The organism is Variovorax paradoxus (genome assembly GCF_000834655.1).
Classification (GTDB): Bacteria; Pseudomonadota; Gammaproteobacteria; order Burkholderiales; family Burkholderiaceae_C; genus Variovorax; species Variovorax paradoxus_F.
Genome location: NZ_JXQQ01000019.1, coordinates 1 through 16,064, shown reverse-complemented (window position 1 = coordinate 16,064; position 16,064 = coordinate 1). Strand labels below are relative to the sequence as shown.

20 protein-coding genes are annotated in these 16,064 nt (G+C 69.0%); 10 read left to right on the top strand and 10 right to left on the bottom strand.

The genetic code is table 11. The features are described from left to right. From RT97_RS09220 to RT97_RS09210, 3 genes are all read left to right on the top strand, one after another. Nucleotides 1-394 (top strand): Bax inhibitor-1 family protein (locus tag RT97_RS09220; protein WP_042578486.1); only part of this gene is annotated, 394 nt, incomplete at its 5' end. Nucleotides 395-415: 21 nt separating this feature from the next. Further along, nucleotides 416-961, top strand: a complete 546-nt coding sequence (locus RT97_RS09215; protein ID WP_042578485.1) for an Rrf2 family transcriptional regulator — start codon at nucleotides 416-418, stop codon at nucleotides 959-961. A gap of 166 nt (nucleotides 962-1,127) precedes the next feature. Further along, the gene (locus RT97_RS09210; RefSeq protein ID WP_155403772.1) at nucleotides 1,128-1,478 is read left to right on the top strand and encodes a hypothetical protein; all 351 of its coding nucleotides are present in this window, start codon (nucleotides 1,128-1,130) and stop codon (nucleotides 1,476-1,478) included. A 4-nt stretch (nucleotides 1,479-1,482) separates the two neighbouring features. Here RT97_RS09210 and RT97_RS09205 read toward each other — a convergent pair whose 3' ends face one another. After that, nucleotides 1,483-2,379, bottom strand: coding sequence for a DMT family transporter (locus tag RT97_RS09205; protein WP_042578483.1), 897 nt, complete (start codon nucleotides 2,377-2,379; stop codon nucleotides 1,483-1,485). 111 nt (nucleotides 2,380-2,490) lie between these two features. On the opposite strand from RT97_RS09205, the gene RT97_RS09200 reads away from it, so the two are divergent. Further along, nucleotides 2,491-2,943 (top strand): Lrp/AsnC family transcriptional regulator, encoded by a 453-nt coding sequence (locus RT97_RS09200; RefSeq protein ID WP_042578482.1) that lies wholly within the window; start codon nucleotides 2,491-2,493, stop codon nucleotides 2,941-2,943. 18 nt (nucleotides 2,944-2,961) lie between these two features. Here RT97_RS09200 and RT97_RS09195 read toward each other — a convergent pair whose 3' ends face one another. After that, a complete protein-coding gene (locus RT97_RS09195) occupies nucleotides 2,962-3,591 on the bottom strand; it encodes a TetR/AcrR family transcriptional regulator (RefSeq protein WP_042578481.1) in 630 nt (209 codons plus the stop codon). A 129-nt stretch (nucleotides 3,592-3,720) separates the two neighbouring features. Here RT97_RS09195 and RT97_RS09185 point away from each other — a divergent pair, with 129 nt between their 5' ends. After that, on the top strand, nucleotides 3,721-4,938 hold the full coding sequence (locus RT97_RS09185) for an ABA4-like family protein (protein ID WP_052810609.1): 1,218 nt from the start codon (nucleotides 3,721-3,723) through the stop codon (nucleotides 4,936-4,938). 6 nt (nucleotides 4,939-4,944) lie between these two features. On the opposite strand, the gene RT97_RS09180 is transcribed toward RT97_RS09185, so the two are convergent. Then, the gene (locus RT97_RS09180) at nucleotides 4,945-5,934 is read right to left on the bottom strand and encodes a tripartite tricarboxylate transporter substrate-binding protein (RefSeq protein WP_042578480.1); all 990 of its coding nucleotides are present in this window, start codon (nucleotides 5,932-5,934) and stop codon (nucleotides 4,945-4,947) included. 122 nt (nucleotides 5,935-6,056) lie between these two features. Here RT97_RS09180 and RT97_RS09175 point away from each other — a divergent pair, with 122 nt between their 5' ends. After that, on the top strand, nucleotides 6,057-6,602 hold the full coding sequence (locus RT97_RS09175) for a MarR family winged helix-turn-helix transcriptional regulator (RefSeq protein WP_042578479.1): 546 nt from the start codon (nucleotides 6,057-6,059) through the stop codon (nucleotides 6,600-6,602). A gap of 109 nt (nucleotides 6,603-6,711) precedes the next feature. Beyond that, on the top strand, nucleotides 6,712-7,158 hold the full coding sequence (locus tag RT97_RS09170; RefSeq protein WP_042578478.1) for a universal stress protein: 447 nt from the start codon (nucleotides 6,712-6,714) through the stop codon (nucleotides 7,156-7,158). Here RT97_RS09170 and leuB read toward each other — a convergent pair. The 4 genes from leuB to RT97_RS09150 are packed head-to-tail and all read right to left on the bottom strand — an operon-like array spanning nucleotide 7,155 to nucleotide 11,335. Next, on the bottom strand, nucleotides 7,155-8,228 hold the full coding sequence (gene leuB, locus RT97_RS09165; protein WP_042578477.1) for a 3-isopropylmalate dehydrogenase: 1,074 nt from the start codon (nucleotides 8,226-8,228) through the stop codon (nucleotides 7,155-7,157). The two genes, RT97_RS09170 and leuB, sit on opposite strands and share 4 nt — an antisense overlap. Nucleotides 8,229-8,261: 33 nt before the next feature. Beyond that, nucleotides 8,262-8,867, bottom strand: a complete 606-nt coding sequence (gene leuD / locus RT97_RS09160; protein ID WP_042578476.1) for a 3-isopropylmalate dehydratase small subunit — start codon at nucleotides 8,865-8,867, stop codon at nucleotides 8,262-8,264. Nucleotides 8,868-8,892: 25 nt separating this feature from the next. Further along, nucleotides 8,893-10,311 carry a 3-isopropylmalate dehydratase large subunit gene (leuC, locus tag RT97_RS09155; protein ID WP_042578475.1) on the bottom strand — a complete coding sequence of 473 codons (1,419 nt, stop codon included), beginning with the start codon at nucleotides 10,309-10,311 and terminating at the stop codon, nucleotides 8,893-8,895. 25 nt (nucleotides 10,312-10,336) lie between these two features. Then, on the bottom strand, nucleotides 10,337-11,335 hold the full coding sequence (locus RT97_RS09150; protein WP_042578474.1) for a Bug family tripartite tricarboxylate transporter substrate binding protein: 999 nt from the start codon (nucleotides 11,333-11,335) through the stop codon (nucleotides 10,337-10,339). A 101-nt stretch (nucleotides 11,336-11,436) separates the two neighbouring features. Between RT97_RS09150 and gcvA the strand changes: the two genes are divergently transcribed. Then, complete coding sequence (gcvA, locus tag RT97_RS09145) at nucleotides 11,437-12,336, top strand: transcriptional regulator GcvA (RefSeq protein ID WP_042578473.1); 900 nt, start codon at nucleotides 11,437-11,439, stop codon at nucleotides 12,334-12,336. 23 nt (nucleotides 12,337-12,359) lie between these two features. On the opposite strand, the gene RT97_RS09140 is transcribed toward gcvA, so the two are convergent. Both RT97_RS09140 and RT97_RS09135 read right to left on the bottom strand, forming a co-directional pair. Continuing rightward, complete coding sequence (locus tag RT97_RS09140) at nucleotides 12,360-12,899, bottom strand: 4-hydroxylaminobenzoate lyase (RefSeq protein WP_042578472.1); 540 nt, start codon at nucleotides 12,897-12,899, stop codon at nucleotides 12,360-12,362. 45 nt (nucleotides 12,900-12,944) lie between these two features. Then, nucleotides 12,945-13,940 carry a tripartite tricarboxylate transporter substrate-binding protein gene (locus tag RT97_RS09135; protein WP_052810608.1) on the bottom strand — a complete coding sequence of 332 codons (996 nt, stop codon included), beginning with the start codon at nucleotides 13,938-13,940 and terminating at the stop codon, nucleotides 12,945-12,947. A 130-nt stretch (nucleotides 13,941-14,070) separates the two neighbouring features. Here RT97_RS09135 and RT97_RS09130 point away from each other — a divergent pair, with 130 nt between their 5' ends. After that, nucleotides 14,071-15,063, top strand: coding sequence for a LysR substrate-binding domain-containing protein (locus RT97_RS09130; protein WP_042578488.1), 993 nt, complete (start codon nucleotides 14,071-14,073; stop codon nucleotides 15,061-15,063). A gap of 94 nt (nucleotides 15,064-15,157) precedes the next feature. Next, complete coding sequence (locus tag RT97_RS09125; RefSeq protein ID WP_042578487.1) at nucleotides 15,158-15,868, top strand: nitroreductase; 711 nt, start codon at nucleotides 15,158-15,160, stop codon at nucleotides 15,866-15,868. Nucleotides 15,869-15,878: 10 nt separating this feature from the next. On the opposite strand, the gene RT97_RS33610 is transcribed toward RT97_RS09125, so the two are convergent. Then, nucleotides 15,879-16,064 (bottom strand): hypothetical protein (locus tag RT97_RS33610; RefSeq protein WP_216595164.1); only part of this gene is annotated, 186 nt, incomplete at its 5' end.

The window sequence follows — 16,064 nt, the reverse complement described above, 5'->3', positions numbered from 1 at the left end:
CCTCGTGGGCTCGGTGCTCGGCATGTCGAACGGCGCCAACCTGGTGATGACGGCCTTCGCCGGCACCGGCGCGATCTTCCTGGGCATGGCCACGCTGTCGTCGGTGATCAAGCGCGACCTGTCGGCCATGGGCAAGTGGCTCTTCATCGGCGCCATCCTGCTGCTGGTGGCCGGCATCGCCAACTTCTTCATCCAGTCGAGCGCGCTGATGATGACGCTGGCGGTCGCCGCCATCGGCATCTTCTCGGCCTTCATCCTGCATGACCTGAAGCGCGTGAAGGACGGCCTGGAGACCAACTACATCTCCGCCACGCTGGGTGTCTACCTCAGCATCTACAACGTGTTCCAGGCACTGCTCGCCCTCTTGGGCATGGGCGGCGGCCGGGACGAGTAACGCTCAAGAAGGGAGTCTTCCATGCGCCTCACCACCAAGGGCCGCTTCGCGGTCACCGCGATGATCGACATCGCCCTGCACGGCCGTTCGGGCCCGGTCACGCTGGCATCGATCAGCCTGCGCCAGCGCGTCTCGCTGTCGTACCTGGAACTGCTGTTCGCCAAGCTGCGCCGCAACGACCTGGTCGAATCCACGCGCGGTCCGGGCGGCGGTTATTCGCTCAGCCGCAAGGCCGCGCTCATCAGCGTCGCAGACATCGTGCTCTCCATCGAGGACCACGGCAACGAGACCACGCGCCGCCGTGCCGGCGACGGAGCGGACGACACGGGCCGCTGCGAGGTCGACGAGCTCTGGGCCTCGGTCAACCTGCGTGCGGTCGAGTTCCTGAAATCGATCTCGCTGCAAAGCCTGGTCGACGAGCAGAAGGCCAAGGGCGTGCAGGCCGCCACCAGCGTGGCCGGCAGCAGGCGCACGAGCGTGGTCGGCACGCCGGTGCGCAAGCCGTTCGTCGTGGACGCGCCGAACTCGGTGTTCGCACTGGGGCGGCGCCAGCAGCGCGCCGGCTAGGCGGCGATCCGGCCCCCACGCGAGTGGGCAGCCAACGACACCGGGCAGCCACGAGGCCGCGCCGATCGTTGGCTTTTTTTGCGCCTTTTTTACGCGCGCTTCGATAGTCTTCCAGCTCCGGTTCGCCGCTCGAACCAGTTCGCAGCGCGGCCGTCGGAGCATCGAAATGCAAGCAAGAACAAGCCTCTGGTCCCGCTTCGCGGGATGGGCGAGCGCGGCGCGGCAGCCGCAAGACATGACACTGGAATGGACCTGCTGCGGCACGCCCGGTCGCGACCCCACAGAGGCCTACCTCGGCCGGGTCGATGCGTACGAGCTCACGATCCATTCGTGCGTGCACTGCGGCACGCTCTGGCTGCAGGTGCAGTCGGTGGCGACCACGGTGGCGCGGTCGGAGCCGCTGTCCAGGGCGGATGCGGAGGCCTTTCTCGCCGCCGCCCCCGGCACCGAACGGCGCACGATGATGCACGCCTGGCTGCAACGGCAGCTGCAACCGGCGGCGTCGCGGCTTGCGTGAGGCGTCAGCTCTTGCGGGCCGCGGGTGATCGTCCCGGCAAGCCGGGCAGGCGCCATCCGAAGGTCATGCCCGCGGCCGCGATCAGGATGGCCGCCGCGCCGACGAGCTGCGCCGGCGTCAACCGCTGGCCGAAGGCCACGAAGTCCACGCCGATCGCCACCAGCGGATAGATGAACGACAGCGCACCGGCCACCGTCGTCGGCAGCTTCTGGATCGCGCCGTACAGCAGGATGAACACGAGCCCCGTGTAGATCACGCCCATCGTGAGGTGAATGCCCCAGATGCCCGCGTCGGTGGGCAGCGCCCGCAGGTGCGCGAACGGCGCGAGCATCGCGATGCCGACGCAAACCTGGATCAGCGCGATGAGGTGCGGCGCCATGTCGCCGAGCTTCTTCGCGACGATGGCGGCCACGGCATAGAAGAAGGCCGCGCCCAGCGCCATCAGGACGCCCGTGATGTAGTCGCCGCTGCCACCGCCTCCCTTGGCCTGCGCCACCAGCACGACGCCCGCGAATGCGATGCAGAGCCAGCCCACCTTCATCGCGGTGAGTCGCTCTGAAAAGAACAGCGCGCCGAGCGCGACGAGCATGAAGGGCTGCGTGTTGTAGACCGCCGTGGCGATGGAGATCGACGCGCGCGAGAACGACGCGAAGATCAGCAGCCAGTTGGCCACCAGCGCCACGCCGCCGAACGCGGCCAGCGCGAAGGTGCGCGGCGTGAGCCCGCGACGCAGCACCCCCAGCGCGGCGCATGCGACGAAGAGCGTGGCCGCGCCGAACACGCAGCGCCAGAACAGCACGTCGACCAGCGGCTGGTCGAAGCGAACGACGAACCATCCGATGGTTCCGGAAATCACCATGGCGGCGCTCATCTCGAGCGCGCCGCGAAGCCTGGTTTGCATGCCGTCGAGCGTGCCAGCTTTGGCGCCGAATGAAAATGCTTTAAAGAAGGCGAGAAGGCCCGATTGCCAACGAAAATTAGGCGCACCACCCCTCCCACCGGAGATCGCACCATGCTCGACGACATCGACCAGGACATCCTGACGGCCCTCGGCGCCAATGCGCGCATGTTGCTCAAGGAGCTCGCGCAGCAGGTGGGGCTCTCGTCGCCCAGCGTGGCCGAGCGGCTGCGGCGGCTCGAGGAGCGCGACGTGATCCGCGCCTACACGCTGGACCTGAACCCCAGGGCGCTCGGCTACCAGTTCCAGGCCATCGTGCGCATCCGCCCCCTGCCGGGGCAGCTGCAGGCGGTGCAGAAGCTGATCGAGGAGACGCCCGAGTTCTGCGAGTGCGACAAGGTGACGGGCGAAGACTGCTTCATCGCGCGGCTCTTCCTGCAATCGCTCGAGCAGCTCGACGGCATCCTCGATCGCATCGCGGCGAAGGCGGAAACCAACACCTCGATCGTGAAGGCGCACACGATCCCGCGGCGGCTGCCGCCGTTGCGGCCCGCGCCCGTGCCCTGAGCAGGCTCAGGCTCAGGCTCAGGGCCAGAGCTGCCGCATGATTTCGGGCAGCATGCCGTCGACGAAGCTCCGCGTGCCTTGCGCATCCGCGGGGCCGCCAAACTTCTCGTCGAGCGCCAGGTGCGCGAAGCCGTGCACGGTGGACCAGGCCGCGATCACGGCGGCCTGGGTCGCGTGGTCCAGCGGCTTGTCGCGGCCCCAGCGCCGGTAGTCGCGCACCACCGACTCCAGTTCGAGAAAGGCCGCGTCGGCCGCCTGCTTCAGCCGCTCGTCCCACACGAGGCGGTCCTTGCGGAACATGAGCTGGAAGCGCCCGGGATACGCCAGCGCGAACTGCACATAGCCCACGCCCTGGCCGCGCAGCCTGCGCGCGGGGTCGTCGCCGCCGCTCGCCGTGCCTTCGCGCAGGCAGCGCGTGAGCTCCTCGAATCCGAGGATGGACACCTCGGTCAGCAACCCCGCCGCACTACCGAAGTGATGCAGCGGCGCGGCGGGCGACACACCCGCGCGGCGCGCCACTTCGCGCAGCGAGAAGCCCTCGATGCCGTTCTCGGCCAAGAGGCCCTCGGTGGCCTGGATCAACGCCGCGCGCAGGTCTCCGTGGTGGTAGGGCGCGGGGGCCTGCACTGCTTTTTTTCTTGCCGCCATGGCTGCTTGTGTCCGGATTCGTCGAAGCGCGAACTTTACACCGTTCAAATTCCGCTGGCGTTTCTATCTAAACACCGTCAAGATACGCGCCATCCTTCCTCGTCCAGACCTTTTCCAAGCGAGTCCCCCATGTTCGATTCACTCTTCAGCGCAGGCAGCACCGTCGCCCTTCCCGCCTGGGCGGCCCTCGGCGCGGCGCCGTGGCTCGGCCGCGCCAAGCCCGCCATCTGGGCATTGACCGGCATCGTCATTCCGGTCGGGCTGGGCCTGGTCTACTGGTGGTTGATGTCGACGTACTGGTCGTCGGCCGAGGGCGGCGGCTACAGCTCGCTGTCGGCGGTGCATGCGCTGTTCCAGCATCCGGGCCTGCTCACGGCGGGGTGGTTCCACTACCTCGCCTTCGATCTTTTCGTGGGCACCTGGATCGCGCGCGAAGGCGAGCGCGCCGGCATCGCGCCGGTGCTGCTGATTCCATGCTTTGCGCTCACCTTCCTGTTCGGCCCGGTCGGGCTGCTGGCCTTTCTTGCGCTGCGCGTGGCGCCGGCCTGCGCGCGAATCGCGCGTGCGCTGCATGCGCGCCAGCCGCAGCTCGCGGTGTTCGGCGGCCTGCTGCTGGCGGTCATGCTGCCCGCGCTGGTGGCGAGCTACGTCGATCCGCGCACGCTCAACGGCGTCGGCGTGTGGGTGAAGCCGCTGAAGTTCATCGCGTCGGTGAGCCTCTACGCATTGACGATGGCCTGGCTCATCGGCGACCTGCCGCGCGAGCGCCGCGATTCGCTCGTGGTGCGCGCCATCGTCGCCGTCGTCATCGCCGCGGGTACCTTCGAGGTCGGCTACATCACGCTGCAGGACGCGCTCGGGCAGGCCTCGCACTTCAACAACGGCTCGACCTTCCACGCCGTGATGTATGCGCTGATGGGCCTGGGCGCGCTATCGCTCAGCGCCACGGCATTGCCGCTCGCCTGGCAGTTCGCGCGCCATGGCGGAGCGCTGGAGCCCACCTACCGGCTCGCGACGGTGATCGGCCTGGTGCTGACCTTCGTGGCCGGCGCGGGCGCGGGCATCGCGATCAGCCAGCACGAGGGGCCGACCTTCGGCGCTCTCGCAGGCGGCGCCGTGCTGCCTCTGGTGGGCTGGTCGGCCACCGGGGGAGACCTGCGCGTCCCGCATTTCCTTGGCGTGCATGCGCAGCAGGTGCTGCCGCTCATCGGCGCGCTGATCGCGATGTGGCGCGTTCCGTTCGGGCGGACCGTGGTCTGGCTGGCGACCGCCGGCTATGCGGCGGCGATCGTCTACACGTTCAGGCTCGCGTATGCGGGCGTGCCGCTTCTGTCGCTCGGCAACTGAGTTGCATCAGGGCGCGAAGCCCGAGCGGCGCACCACCGGCTCCCATTGCTGGCGGTAGGTCTTGAGCATCTGCGCAGTCTCCGCGGCGGTGCTGACGACCGGCGTGATGTAAAGCGCATCGGCCGCCTTCTGCAGCCCCGGGTCCTGCATGACTTCGCGGATCCGCATGGCCAGCAGCTGCACCTTCGGCTGCGGCATGGTGCCCGGCGCGAAGAAGGTGTTCCAGCCGTCGGCATCGATCTTCATGCCGGCCTCGCGAAAGGTCGGCACCGAGGGCGCGAAGCTCGCGCGCTTCTTGCCCGAGACAGCCAGGATGCGGATCTTGCCGGCCACGTGCTGCGCATAGAGCGAGTCGAGCGTGTCGATCGCGATCGGCAGCGAGCCGCCGCTCAGGTCCGCCGCGAGCGGCGCCGAGCCGCCATAGCCCTTGATCTGCGGCTGCACGCTCAGCGCATCGCCCACCATGAGGCCGAAGAAGTGAGGCAGGCTGCCGGTGGCCGGCACGCCGAAGACCGCCTCTTCCGGATGCGCCCAGAGCCGGCCCACCAGGAACATCGCGCGGTCCAGCTGCAGCTTGTTGCCCACGGCCAGCGCGAAGTCGTAGCTGCTGACCTGGGAGACGGGCACGAAGTCCTTGTCGGGGTCGTAGCCCGCGTCCTTGATCACGAGCGGCGCGATCACCATCACCGCCGGGTTGCCGAGCATCAGCACGTTCTCAACGGCAGTCGCGCGCTTGACCTGCTTGGCCGCGAGCCGGCCGCCTTCGCCGGGGCGGTTCTCGACCGTCACGGGCACGCCGAGCCTGGGGCTCAGGCGCTCCGCGATGAGCCGCGCCATGCGGTCCGTGCTGCCGCCGGGCGCATAGCCGACGACGAGCGTGAGCGGGCCGTCCAGGTTCTGCGCGTGCGCGGGTGCAAGGGCTGAGAAGCCGGCGATGCCGGCAACGGCTGCGATGCACCATGCGGTGATTTTTCTCCGGGAAAAGACAATGGCCACGAGATCTCCTGCTTCCGGCGACAGGCCGGTTGTTGTTACTTTGTTTATACGCAGGTAACAAATAGTTGATCTAATCCACCATCGGCTGCCGAGGCCGCGCAGCCACAACCCCTTGCCATTCCATGCCAGCCTTTCCCGATGCGGGCGCCTTGCGCGCTCCCCGTTCCCTGGACGACCTGCTCCTGTACCGGCTCTCGCGCGCGGCGCGCGCCGGCAGCGGCATGGCCACGCGCATGGTCGAAGGCGGCTTCGGCATCACGCGGCGCGAATGGGGAATGATCGGCACGCTCGCGGAGGTCGGCGAGATCACACCCTCGGCGCTCGCCGAGCGGCTCGACCTGGACCGCGTGCGCACCTCGCGCGGCCTGCGCAGCCTCACCGACAAGAAGCTGGTGGAGCGCCGCCAGGATGCCGACGACCGCCGCGAAGTGCATGTGCGCCTGAGCCCTTCGGGCCGGCAGCTTTACGGCGAATTGTTCCCCCGCATCGCGAACCTCAACACCGAGCTGCTCGACGGCATGGACCCCGCGCACATCGAGATCTTTCTGCAATGCCTGCGACGCCTCGAATCGCGCGGCACCGAATTGAGCGCACAGGGCGTGGTGCCGGAGAAGGCCGACCGCCGCTCGGGCGGCACGCGCCACCACTGGCCCAAGCGCGGCGCCTGAGCGCGCGCTTTTAGAGGCGGCCGCCCACGCGCGCCGCTTGAAGGCCCGACCTCGCGGACTAGACTGGATCGTGAGGGCACCCGCGGTGCCGGGGGCCAAGGAGCCTGCCATGTACAAGCGCGTTCTTGTCGCTACCGACGGCTCTGCGCTGTCGGACCAGGCGGTCGTTGCCGCCATCGACCTGGCGGTGCTGAGCGGCGCGGAACTGGTGGCCGTCAGCGTCGCGCACATCGAGCCGTTCGGCTACTTCGAGGGCTCGATCATGCTGAGCCAGCGCGATATCGAAGCCACGCAGGAAAAGACCAACCTGGCCGCGCAGCGCATCGTCGACAGGGTGGCCGCCACCGCGCTCGGCAAGGGCGTGCGAAACGCGCAGGCCATCGTCATGAAGTCGAACCAGGTGGCCGAGGCCATCGTCGCGACCGCGAAGAACCAGGACTGCGACCTCATCGTGATGGCCTCGCACGGCCGCCGCAGCCTCGCGCGCCTGCTCATGGGCAGCGAGACGCTGCACGTGCTCACGCACTCGCACATCCCGGTGCTGGTGCTGCGCTAGGTTTTTGCCAGCGCGGCCACGACCGCGTCGCCCATCTCCTCGGTGCCCACTCGGGTGCAGCCGGGCTGGAAGATGTCGCCGGTGCGAAGGCCATCGGCCAGCACGCGGCGCACCGCCTCTTCCACGCGACCGGCGTTACCCGCCTGGTCGAACGAGAAGCGCAGCATCATCGCCATCGACAGGATCGAGGCCAGCGGATTCGCCAGGTTCTTGCCCGCGATGTCGGGCGCGGTGCCGTGCACCGGCTCGTACAAACCGAAGCTGCCCGCCGCCATCGATGCCGAGGGCAGCATGCCGATCGAGCCGGTGAGCATCGCGGCGGCATCAGAGAGGATGTCGCCGAAGATGTTGCCGGTGACGATCACGTCGAATTGCTTGGGCGCACGCATCAGCTGCATCGCGGCCGCATCGACGAAGAGGTGCGTGAGCTCGACGTCCGGATAGTCCTTGCCCACGCGCGTGACCACCTCGCGCCACAGCTGCATCACCTCGAGCACGTTGGCCTTGTCGACCGAACAGAGCTTGCGGCTGCGCGCACGCGCGGTGCGGAATGCGACGTGCGCGATCCGCTCCACCTCGGGCTCCGAATAGCGCATCGTGTTGAAGGCCTCGCGCTCGCCGTTGGCGTTGAGGCCGCTGCCGCGCGGCTCGCCGAAGTACACATCTCCGGTGAGCTCGCGCAGGATCATCAGGTCCAGCCCGTCGACCACCTCGGGCTTGAGCGTCGAGGCGCCGATCAGCTCGGGGAAAAGAAAGGCCGGGCGAAAGTTGGCGAAGAGGCCCAGCTCCTTGCGCAGGCGCAGCAGGCTCGCACCCGGCCGCATCATGAACGGGATCTCTTCGTCGCCAGGCATGCCGGCCGAGCCGAACAGGATGGCGTCGGCCTTGCGCGCGATCTCGCTCGTGGCCGCGGGCAGCGGGTCGCCCGCAGCATCGATACCGGCCTGCCCGATCGCCGCTTCCACCAGCTCCAGCGGCTGGCCGCGGCCCACCACGGCCTTCAACACCTTCACGGCCTGCGCCGTGACCTCGCGGCCAATGCCATCGCCGGGCATCACTGCAATCTTCATTTCGAACCTTTCGCTTTCTGTATCTCGGTCACTTCAAAGGGGAGCCGCGCCGCGCGCGCGGCCCTGCTCGAATGCGTCGATGGCCGCGTGCTGCGCCAGCGTGTAGTCGATCTCGTCCAGGCCCTCGAGCAGGCACTGGCGCGGGAACGGATCGATGCGGAAGGGCTCGACGCGGCCGTGCGGGCCGGTGACGGTCTGCGCGCGCAGGTCGACCGTCATGTGCGTGCCGGGCGCTGCGAGCAGGTCTTCCAGCATCTGCTGCACCACGGCCTCGGGCAGGCGCACCGGCAAGAGGCCGTTCTTCAGTGCATTGCTGAAGAAGATGTCGCCGAAGCTCGGCGCGATCACCGCGCGAAAGCCCCCGTCGTACAGCGCCCAGACCGCATGCTCGCGCGACGAGCCGCAGCCGAAATTGGGCCCGGCCACCAGGATGCGCGCATCGGCATACACCGGCGCGTTGAGCACGAATTCGTCGCGCCGCCGACCGTGCGCGTCATGCCGCACGTCGTGAAAAAGATAGTCGCCGAAGTTGTCGGACCGTGGCTTCTGCAGGTACAGCGCGGGCACGATCTGGTCGGTGTCGATGTTGGCGCGCGGCAGCGGCGCGGCCAGCGCTTCGAGGCGTGTGAAGGCTTCCATGGGAGTTGCTGTTCAGGGTTGTCGGTCAGTGCGATGCAAGCAGGCTGCGCACGTCGGTCAGCCGACCGGTGATGGCGGCAGCCGCGGCCATCGCCGGGCTCATCAGGTGCGTGCGCGAACCCGGCCCCTGCCGGCCGACGAAGTTGCGGTTGGAGGTCGAGGCGCAGCGCTGGCCCGCGGCCACCTGGTCGCCGTTCGTGCCCAGGCACATCGAGCAGCCGGCGTGGCGCCACTGCAGGCCCGCCGCGCGGAACACGGCGTCGAGCCCCTCGGCCTCGGCCTGCTGCTTCACGAGGCCGGAGCCGGGCACGACCCAGGCCTCCACGCCCTCGGCCACGCGCCGCCCGCGCACCACCTCGGCGGCGCTGCGCATGTCCTCGATGCGGCCGTTGGTGCAGGAACCGATGAAGACGCGGTCGACCGCCACCTCGTCGAGCATCTGCCCCGCCTCCAGGCCCATGTAGGCGAGCGTGCGCTGCATCGACGCGCGGCGCTCCGCCGTGGCGGCTTCGGCGGGGTCGGGCACGCTGCCGGTGATCGGCAAGGCGTCTTCGGGGCTGTTGCCCCAGGTGACCATCGGCGCGATGTCGCCGGCCGAGAGGCGCAGCTCGGCGTCGAACACCGCGCCCTCGTCGCTGGGCAACTGGCGCCAGCGCGCGACCGCCTCGTCCCATGCCGCGCCCTGCGGCGCCTCGGGCCGGCCGGCCAGCCATTCGAAGGTGGTGTCGTCGGGCGCCACCATGCCCGCGCGCGCACCGGCCTCGATGGACATGTTGCACACCGTCATGCGCCCCGCCATCGAGAGCGCGCGGATCGCCTCGCCCGCGTACTCGATGACGTACCCCGTGCCGCCCGCGGCGCCGAGCCGCGCGATGACGGCAAGGATGATGTCCTTGGCCGAGACGCCATCGGACAGGCGCCCGTCGATGGTCACGCGCAGCGTGCGGGGCTTCCTCTGCCACAGCGTCTGCGTGGCGAGCACGTGCGCCACTTCCGAGGCGCCGATGCCGAAGGCCAGCGCGCCCAGCGCGCCGTGCGTGGCGGTGTGGCTGTCGCCGCAGACGATCACGCTGCCCGGCAGGCTCAGGCCCTGCTCCGGGCCGACCACGTGCACGATGCCCTGGCGCAGGTCGTCCAGGCCGAAGAATCGGATGCCCGCGGCCGCGCTGTCGTCCTGCAGCGCCTGCGCCATCGCGCGCTTCTCGGGATCGGCGATGTCGGCGAGCGCGCGCGAGCCGGTGGGCACGTAGTGGTCGGGCGTGGCAAAGGCGCGGTCGGGCCGGCGCACCGGAAGGCCGCGCTGGCGCAGCATCTCGAAGGCGGGCGCGGAGCCGTCCTGCACGAGGTGGCGGTCGACGTACAGCAGGCTCTGGCCGTCGTCGCGCTGCATCACCACGTGCGGCTGCCAGATCTTGTCGAAGAGGGTGCGGGGAGCGAGGGACATGGAGGAAGGAAGAGATGGAAAGTGATCAGTCGAGCTTCACGCCGGAGATGCGCACGATCTCCGCATAGCGCTTGGTCTCGCTCGCCATGAAGCGGCCGAAGTCTTCGGGCGTGCCGCCGCCGACCTCGGCGCCGAACGCCGCCATGCGCTTTTGCAGCTCGGGCGACTTGAGCACCGCGTTGGCCTCGGCGTTGAGCTTGTCGATGATCGGGCGCGGCGTGCCGGCCGGCGCCGAGAGGCCGTACCACGACGAGGCGTAGACGCCCTTGAGGCCCACCTCGTCGAAGGTCGGCACATCGGGCAGCGCCGGGTTGCGCACCTTGGAGGCCACGGCCAGCGCGCGCATGCGGCCGCCGGCGATGAAGGGCAGGCAGGTCGTGGTGTCGAGCATCAGCGACACATGGCCCGCCGCGAGGTCGGCCTCGGCCGGCGCGGTGCCCTTGTAGGGCACGTGCACGATGTCGATCTTCGCGGCGGCGGCGAACTGCACCGCCGCCAGGTGCTGCGAGGAGCCGATGCCGCCCGAGCCGTAGTTGAGCTTGCCCGGGTTCGCGCGCGCCGCATCGATCACGTCCTTCACCGTCTTGAACGGCGAGTTGGCCGGCACCACGAGGATGTTGGGCACGGCCGAGACGTAGACGATCGGCTCGAAGTCCTTCACCGGATCGAAGCCCAGCTTGGTGTAGAGGCTGATGTTCACCGCATTCGGGCTGATCGAGGACATGAGCAGGTTGTAGCCATCGGCCTTCTGCCGCGCCGCGAGCTCGGTGCCGATGTTGCCGCCCGCGCCGGCCCGGTTGTCCACCACGAAGGGCTGGCCGAGACGGTGCCCCAGCAGCTCGGACACGATGCGCGCCGTGGTGTCCACGCCGCCGCCCGCAGGCCACGGCACCATCAGCTTGATGGGCTGCGAGGGATAGCCCTTCACGGCTGCGTCGTCGGCCGACGCGGCCGCGTGCGCGCCGAGCAGCACGGCGGTCATCAGGCAAGAACGCATGCAGGCATGCAGTTTCTTCATCGTCATGGCGGTGTCTCCTGTCTTTGTAATAAGCGCATGCTATGCCTCGACCCGCACGCTTCGCAATCACAATAAAGGCATGCAGGCATGAGTAAACTTCATACCCCATGACACGCAAACTGCCCCCGCTCAATGCCCTGCGCGCCTTCGAGGCGGCCGCGCGCTGCGGCAACTTCACACGCGCCGCACAGGAGCTGTTCGTGACGCAGGGCGCCGTCAGCCGGCACATCGCCACGCTGGAGGACTGGCTCGGGGTGCAGCTCTTCGAGCGCGGGCGGCACGGCATCCGCCTGACGCCCGCCGGCGATCGCTACTTCGCGAGCATGCGGGTCGCGCTCGACCAGATCGAGCACGGCACCCGCCAGCTCCAGCAGCAAAGCCCCGACGAATGGCTGCTGCGCATCAAGCTGCCGCCGACCTTCGCGATCCGCTGGCTGATTCCGCGGCTCGCGCGCTTTCATGCGCTGCACCCGCGCATCGACGTGCAGATCACCACCTCGCACAAGCCGACCGATTTCGACCGCGACGACATCGACGTGAGCATCCACTCGGAGCCGAGCCCGCCGGTCGGGCCCGGCTACCGGCTGCTGTTTCGCGAGACGCTGCTGCCGGTGTGCGCGCCGGCGCTGCTGCGGCGCGAGCCGCCGCTGAAGACGCCGGCCGATCTCGCGCACCAGGCGCTGCTCAGTTCGCTCAACCGGCCGCACGACTGGCAGACCTGGCTCGCGGCGGCCGGCGCGGCCGGCATCGACACGCGGCGCGGCCTGCAGTTCGAGAACGCCGCCATGGCCTACCAGGCGGCGGCCGAGGAACTGGGCGTGATGGTGGGGCTGCTCGCGTTCGTGCGCGACGACCTGGCCAGCGGCCGGCTGGCCGCGCCGTTCGATCTGCGCGTGCCCACCGAGGGCGGCTACTTCATGGCCTGGCGCGCGGACCGGCCGGTGCCCCAGCGCGTGCGGGATTTCGAAAGCTGGATCGCCGCCGAAGCCGCGACCAGCGAGGCCTGAGCGAAGCGTGAAAGACGCGCGCGCTACGACGTGACGCCCGGCGCCTTCATGTCGTAGGAGATCCGCCCTGCCGGCAGGTAGAACAGCGCGATGACCGCGCCGCCCTTGGCCTCCGGATAGTGATGGCTTCCCGGCGCGGGCGCGGTCCATCCGCCGTAGCACCAGCCGTTGGGCCCGGCGAGCGCGGCGCCGTCGTTCAGCGGCACCACCATGTTGAATTCGCCGTAGGGGTGCGCGTGGTAGTCGCCGCGAAAGCTCTCCTCGGGGTTGCCCTGCGTATTGCCCGCGCTGTCCATGTAGACCGCGGTGATGCTGAAGTTGAACGTGCGCGCCGACGGGTCGCACAGCCGCGCGCGCCGGTACTTGCGCCCCTGGATCTCGACGTTGGCGGCCCAGCCGTCGCGCACGCCCGCCTTCACCAGCGTGGCGAGGTCGTCGTAGAGCGGCGAGCCCGGCGGATAGGTGGCGTTGAGCCACTGCTCCACCTCGGTGCCCGTGGTCATGTTCTGGATTTCCGCGAGAAACGGAAGGCTCGCCTCGATCAGCTTTTCCTGGTCGGTCATGGAGTGGTGTTTCCTTTTTGCTTTGAGGGGTCAGGTCTTCTTGCCTTACTCGTCGGCCTTGAAGCCGGAGGCCGCCACCACCGGCTTCCATCGCTCCCGCTCGGTGGCGATGAGGCGCGTGTGCTCGGCCGGCCCGAGGTAGGCGGCTTCCAGGCCGACCTGCGACAGGCCTGCGATGAGCGTGCTGTCGCGCGATGCGGTCAGCATGGCTTCGGCGAGCGTCGCCACGGTTTTTTCCGGCGTGGCGGCCGGCGCATAGACGCCGTAGCTCTCGAGGCCGGTCACGGTGTCGAAGCCCTGCTCCGCGAAAGTCGGCACGTTCTTCAGGAAGCGCGAGCGGCGTTCGCTGGTCACGGCCAGCAGGCGCAGCTTGCCGCTCTCCAGGTACTGGAGAAAGTCGCCCACGAATCCGATGTAGGCCGGAATCTGGCCGCCCAGCAGGTCCTGCACCGCGGGCGCGGAACCGCGATAGGCCACGTGCGTGAGCGGCACGCCCGCTGCCTGCGAGAAGCGGTAGCCTAGGAACTGCGCGAGCGAGCCCGCCGCGGGCGATGCGTAGGTGCGCCCGGTCTCGGTGCGCTTGAGCCAGCGCACGTAGTCGGCCAGCGTCTTCACTTCGGGCGGCACCGCGCTGCTCACGGCGATGACGCAGGCCGCGGAGGCCAGCATCGCGACCGGCTTGAAGTCCTTCGCGGGGTCGTAGGCGAGGCTGGCGTAGACGTGCGGGTAGATCGTCATGGCCGAGGTGTGCGTGCACAGCAGCACGCTGCCGTCGGGCTTCTCGCGCTTGAGCTGCGCATTGGCGATGCGGCCTGCGGCGCCCGGGCGGTTGTCCACGAGGTACGCCCGGCCCTGCGTGCGCCACGACTCGGTCAGGCGGCGTGCCGTCTGGTCGAGCGTGCCGCCGGGCGGATAGCCCACGACGAGCCGCCCCACGGCCCCATCGGCCTGCGCCAGTGCGAGTGCCGGAGCGAGCGCGGCGCCCGCCGCGACATACGCGGCATGCCTTGTGAAAGTTCGTCTTGAAATGTGATGCACCATTGAAAGCTCCAGTTGAATGCGCCGCCGAGAACACATGGGGCGAACGGTGCCACCGCGCACCCGCCGCTGGAAGCGATGAATCTGCAACACGACAATGCAGCGCGTGCAACATGAGGAGAACGAGATGGCGGTGAACCCGAGCCGGATGGACCTGAACCTGCTGCGCGTCTTCGATGCCGTCTTCGAGGACCAGAACCTGCTGCGCGCGGGCAAGCGCCTGCACCTGAGCCAGTCCGCGATCAGCCATGCGCTCTCGCGCCTGCGCGAGGCCTTGCAGGACGAGCTGTTCATCCGCACGGCGCGCGGCATGGAACCCACCGCGCGCGCGCTGGCCATGGCCGCGCCGCTGCGGGAAGCCCTGCGCAGCATCCACGACACGCTGGGCGTGCAGCCCTTCGACCCGGCAACGGCCTCGCGCACCTTCGTGCTGGCCGCCAACGACTACGTGACCTCGGTGCTGCTGGTGGGCCTCGGCCACCGCATGGGCACCCTCGCGCCGGCGGTGGACCTGGTCGTGCGGCCGTCCACGCGGCTGGACCTGGCCGAGCAGATCGACGTGGGCCGCATCGACCTGGCGATCGGCATCTTCGCGGAGGTGCCGCCGCGCTTCCAGAGCGGCCCCGTGTGGACGCAGGAGGACGTGCTGGTCATGCGCAAGGGCCATCCACTGCGCCGGCGCAGTGTGCGCGTGGACGACCTGGCGGAATTTCCGCTGGTGACCGTGTCGCTCGGCGGCCAGGAGGAAGGCGCGGTGAGCGGCTACATCGTCGAGCGCGGGCTGGCGCGCCAGTCGGAGATGTTCGACCGGCAGGCGCTGGAAGATGCGCTCGCGGCCATCGGCCAGCGTCCGCGCTACCGCATCACGGTGCCGCACTCGCTCGCGGTGCCCGACCTGCTGCTGGGCACCGACATGGTCTCCATCGTGCCGGCGCCGCTCGCAGAAGCCTTCGCGCGGCGCGGCGACCTGCATGCGAAACCGCTGCCCTACGAGGTGGCGAACGTGAGCCTGCGCGCGATATGGCACCGGCGGCACGAGCACGATCCGGCCCACGTCTGGCTCCGTGGGCAGCTCACGGAACTGGCGGAATCCACGCATGGCGAAGGCAGCTTGCGCAGGGGATGAGGCGCCATGGGTACCCCCCAAATCCGATGGTGTGCATACCCATGCTGCGCAAGTTTCAATGGGCGGCCGCGCGCCTGCGTGCGAGCATCGCGCCATGACGAAAGCTCCCACCCAGGACGACGCGGCGCGAGGCGTTGTCGACGAGGTCATCCGCTCGCGCGCGGCTGTTCGCGCCTTCCGGCCCACGCCGGTTCCCAAGGCGCTGGTCGTGGAAATCCTCGAGGTCGCGCGCTGTGCGCCGAGCAATTCGAACACGCAGCCGTGGTCGGTGCATGTGCTCGAAGGCGACGCCAAGCGCCGCTTCAGCGAGGCGCTGCTGCGCTCGCACGCGCGCGACGATCTGCCGGCCTCGCGGCACTTTCCGCACGAGCTGCCTGCGCCGTGCAAGTCGCGGCAAGCGGATTTCGGCACGCGCTATTACTCGACGCTGGGCATCGACCGCGCGGATGCGGCCGCGCGCTACACGCAGACCGGGCGGAACTACCTGTTCTTCGATGCGCCCATCGGCCTGATCTTCACGATCGACGAGCGGCTGATGCCGCACAGCTGGGCCGACTACGGCATGTTCCTGCAGACCTTCATGCTCGCGGCCAAGGCGCGCGGACTCGACACCTGCCCGCAGGTGTCTTTCGTGCGTCACGAACCGGTCGTCCGCGAATGCCTGGGGTTGCCCGCGGGCCAGACGGTGGTGTGCGGCATGTCGCTGGGCTACGCGCAGACGGACGCGCCACTGCACCGCCTTGCGATGCCGAGGGAACCGGTGGGGGCGTTCGCGGTCTTCCACGGCTTCGACGGCGAGGCGTGAACACGCGCATTCATCCTTTCGTATGCCCCCAAGCCTTACGGATGAAGTTGTGAACCGCCATGGAATGAACGTAGAGTTGCATCGCCTTCAACTCCCACGACGGACACTCCATGAGCAATCCAACCGATGATTCCAAGAAAACCCCGCTGACCACCGCCTTCGGCGCGCCCGTGGTCGACAACCAGAACAGCCTCAC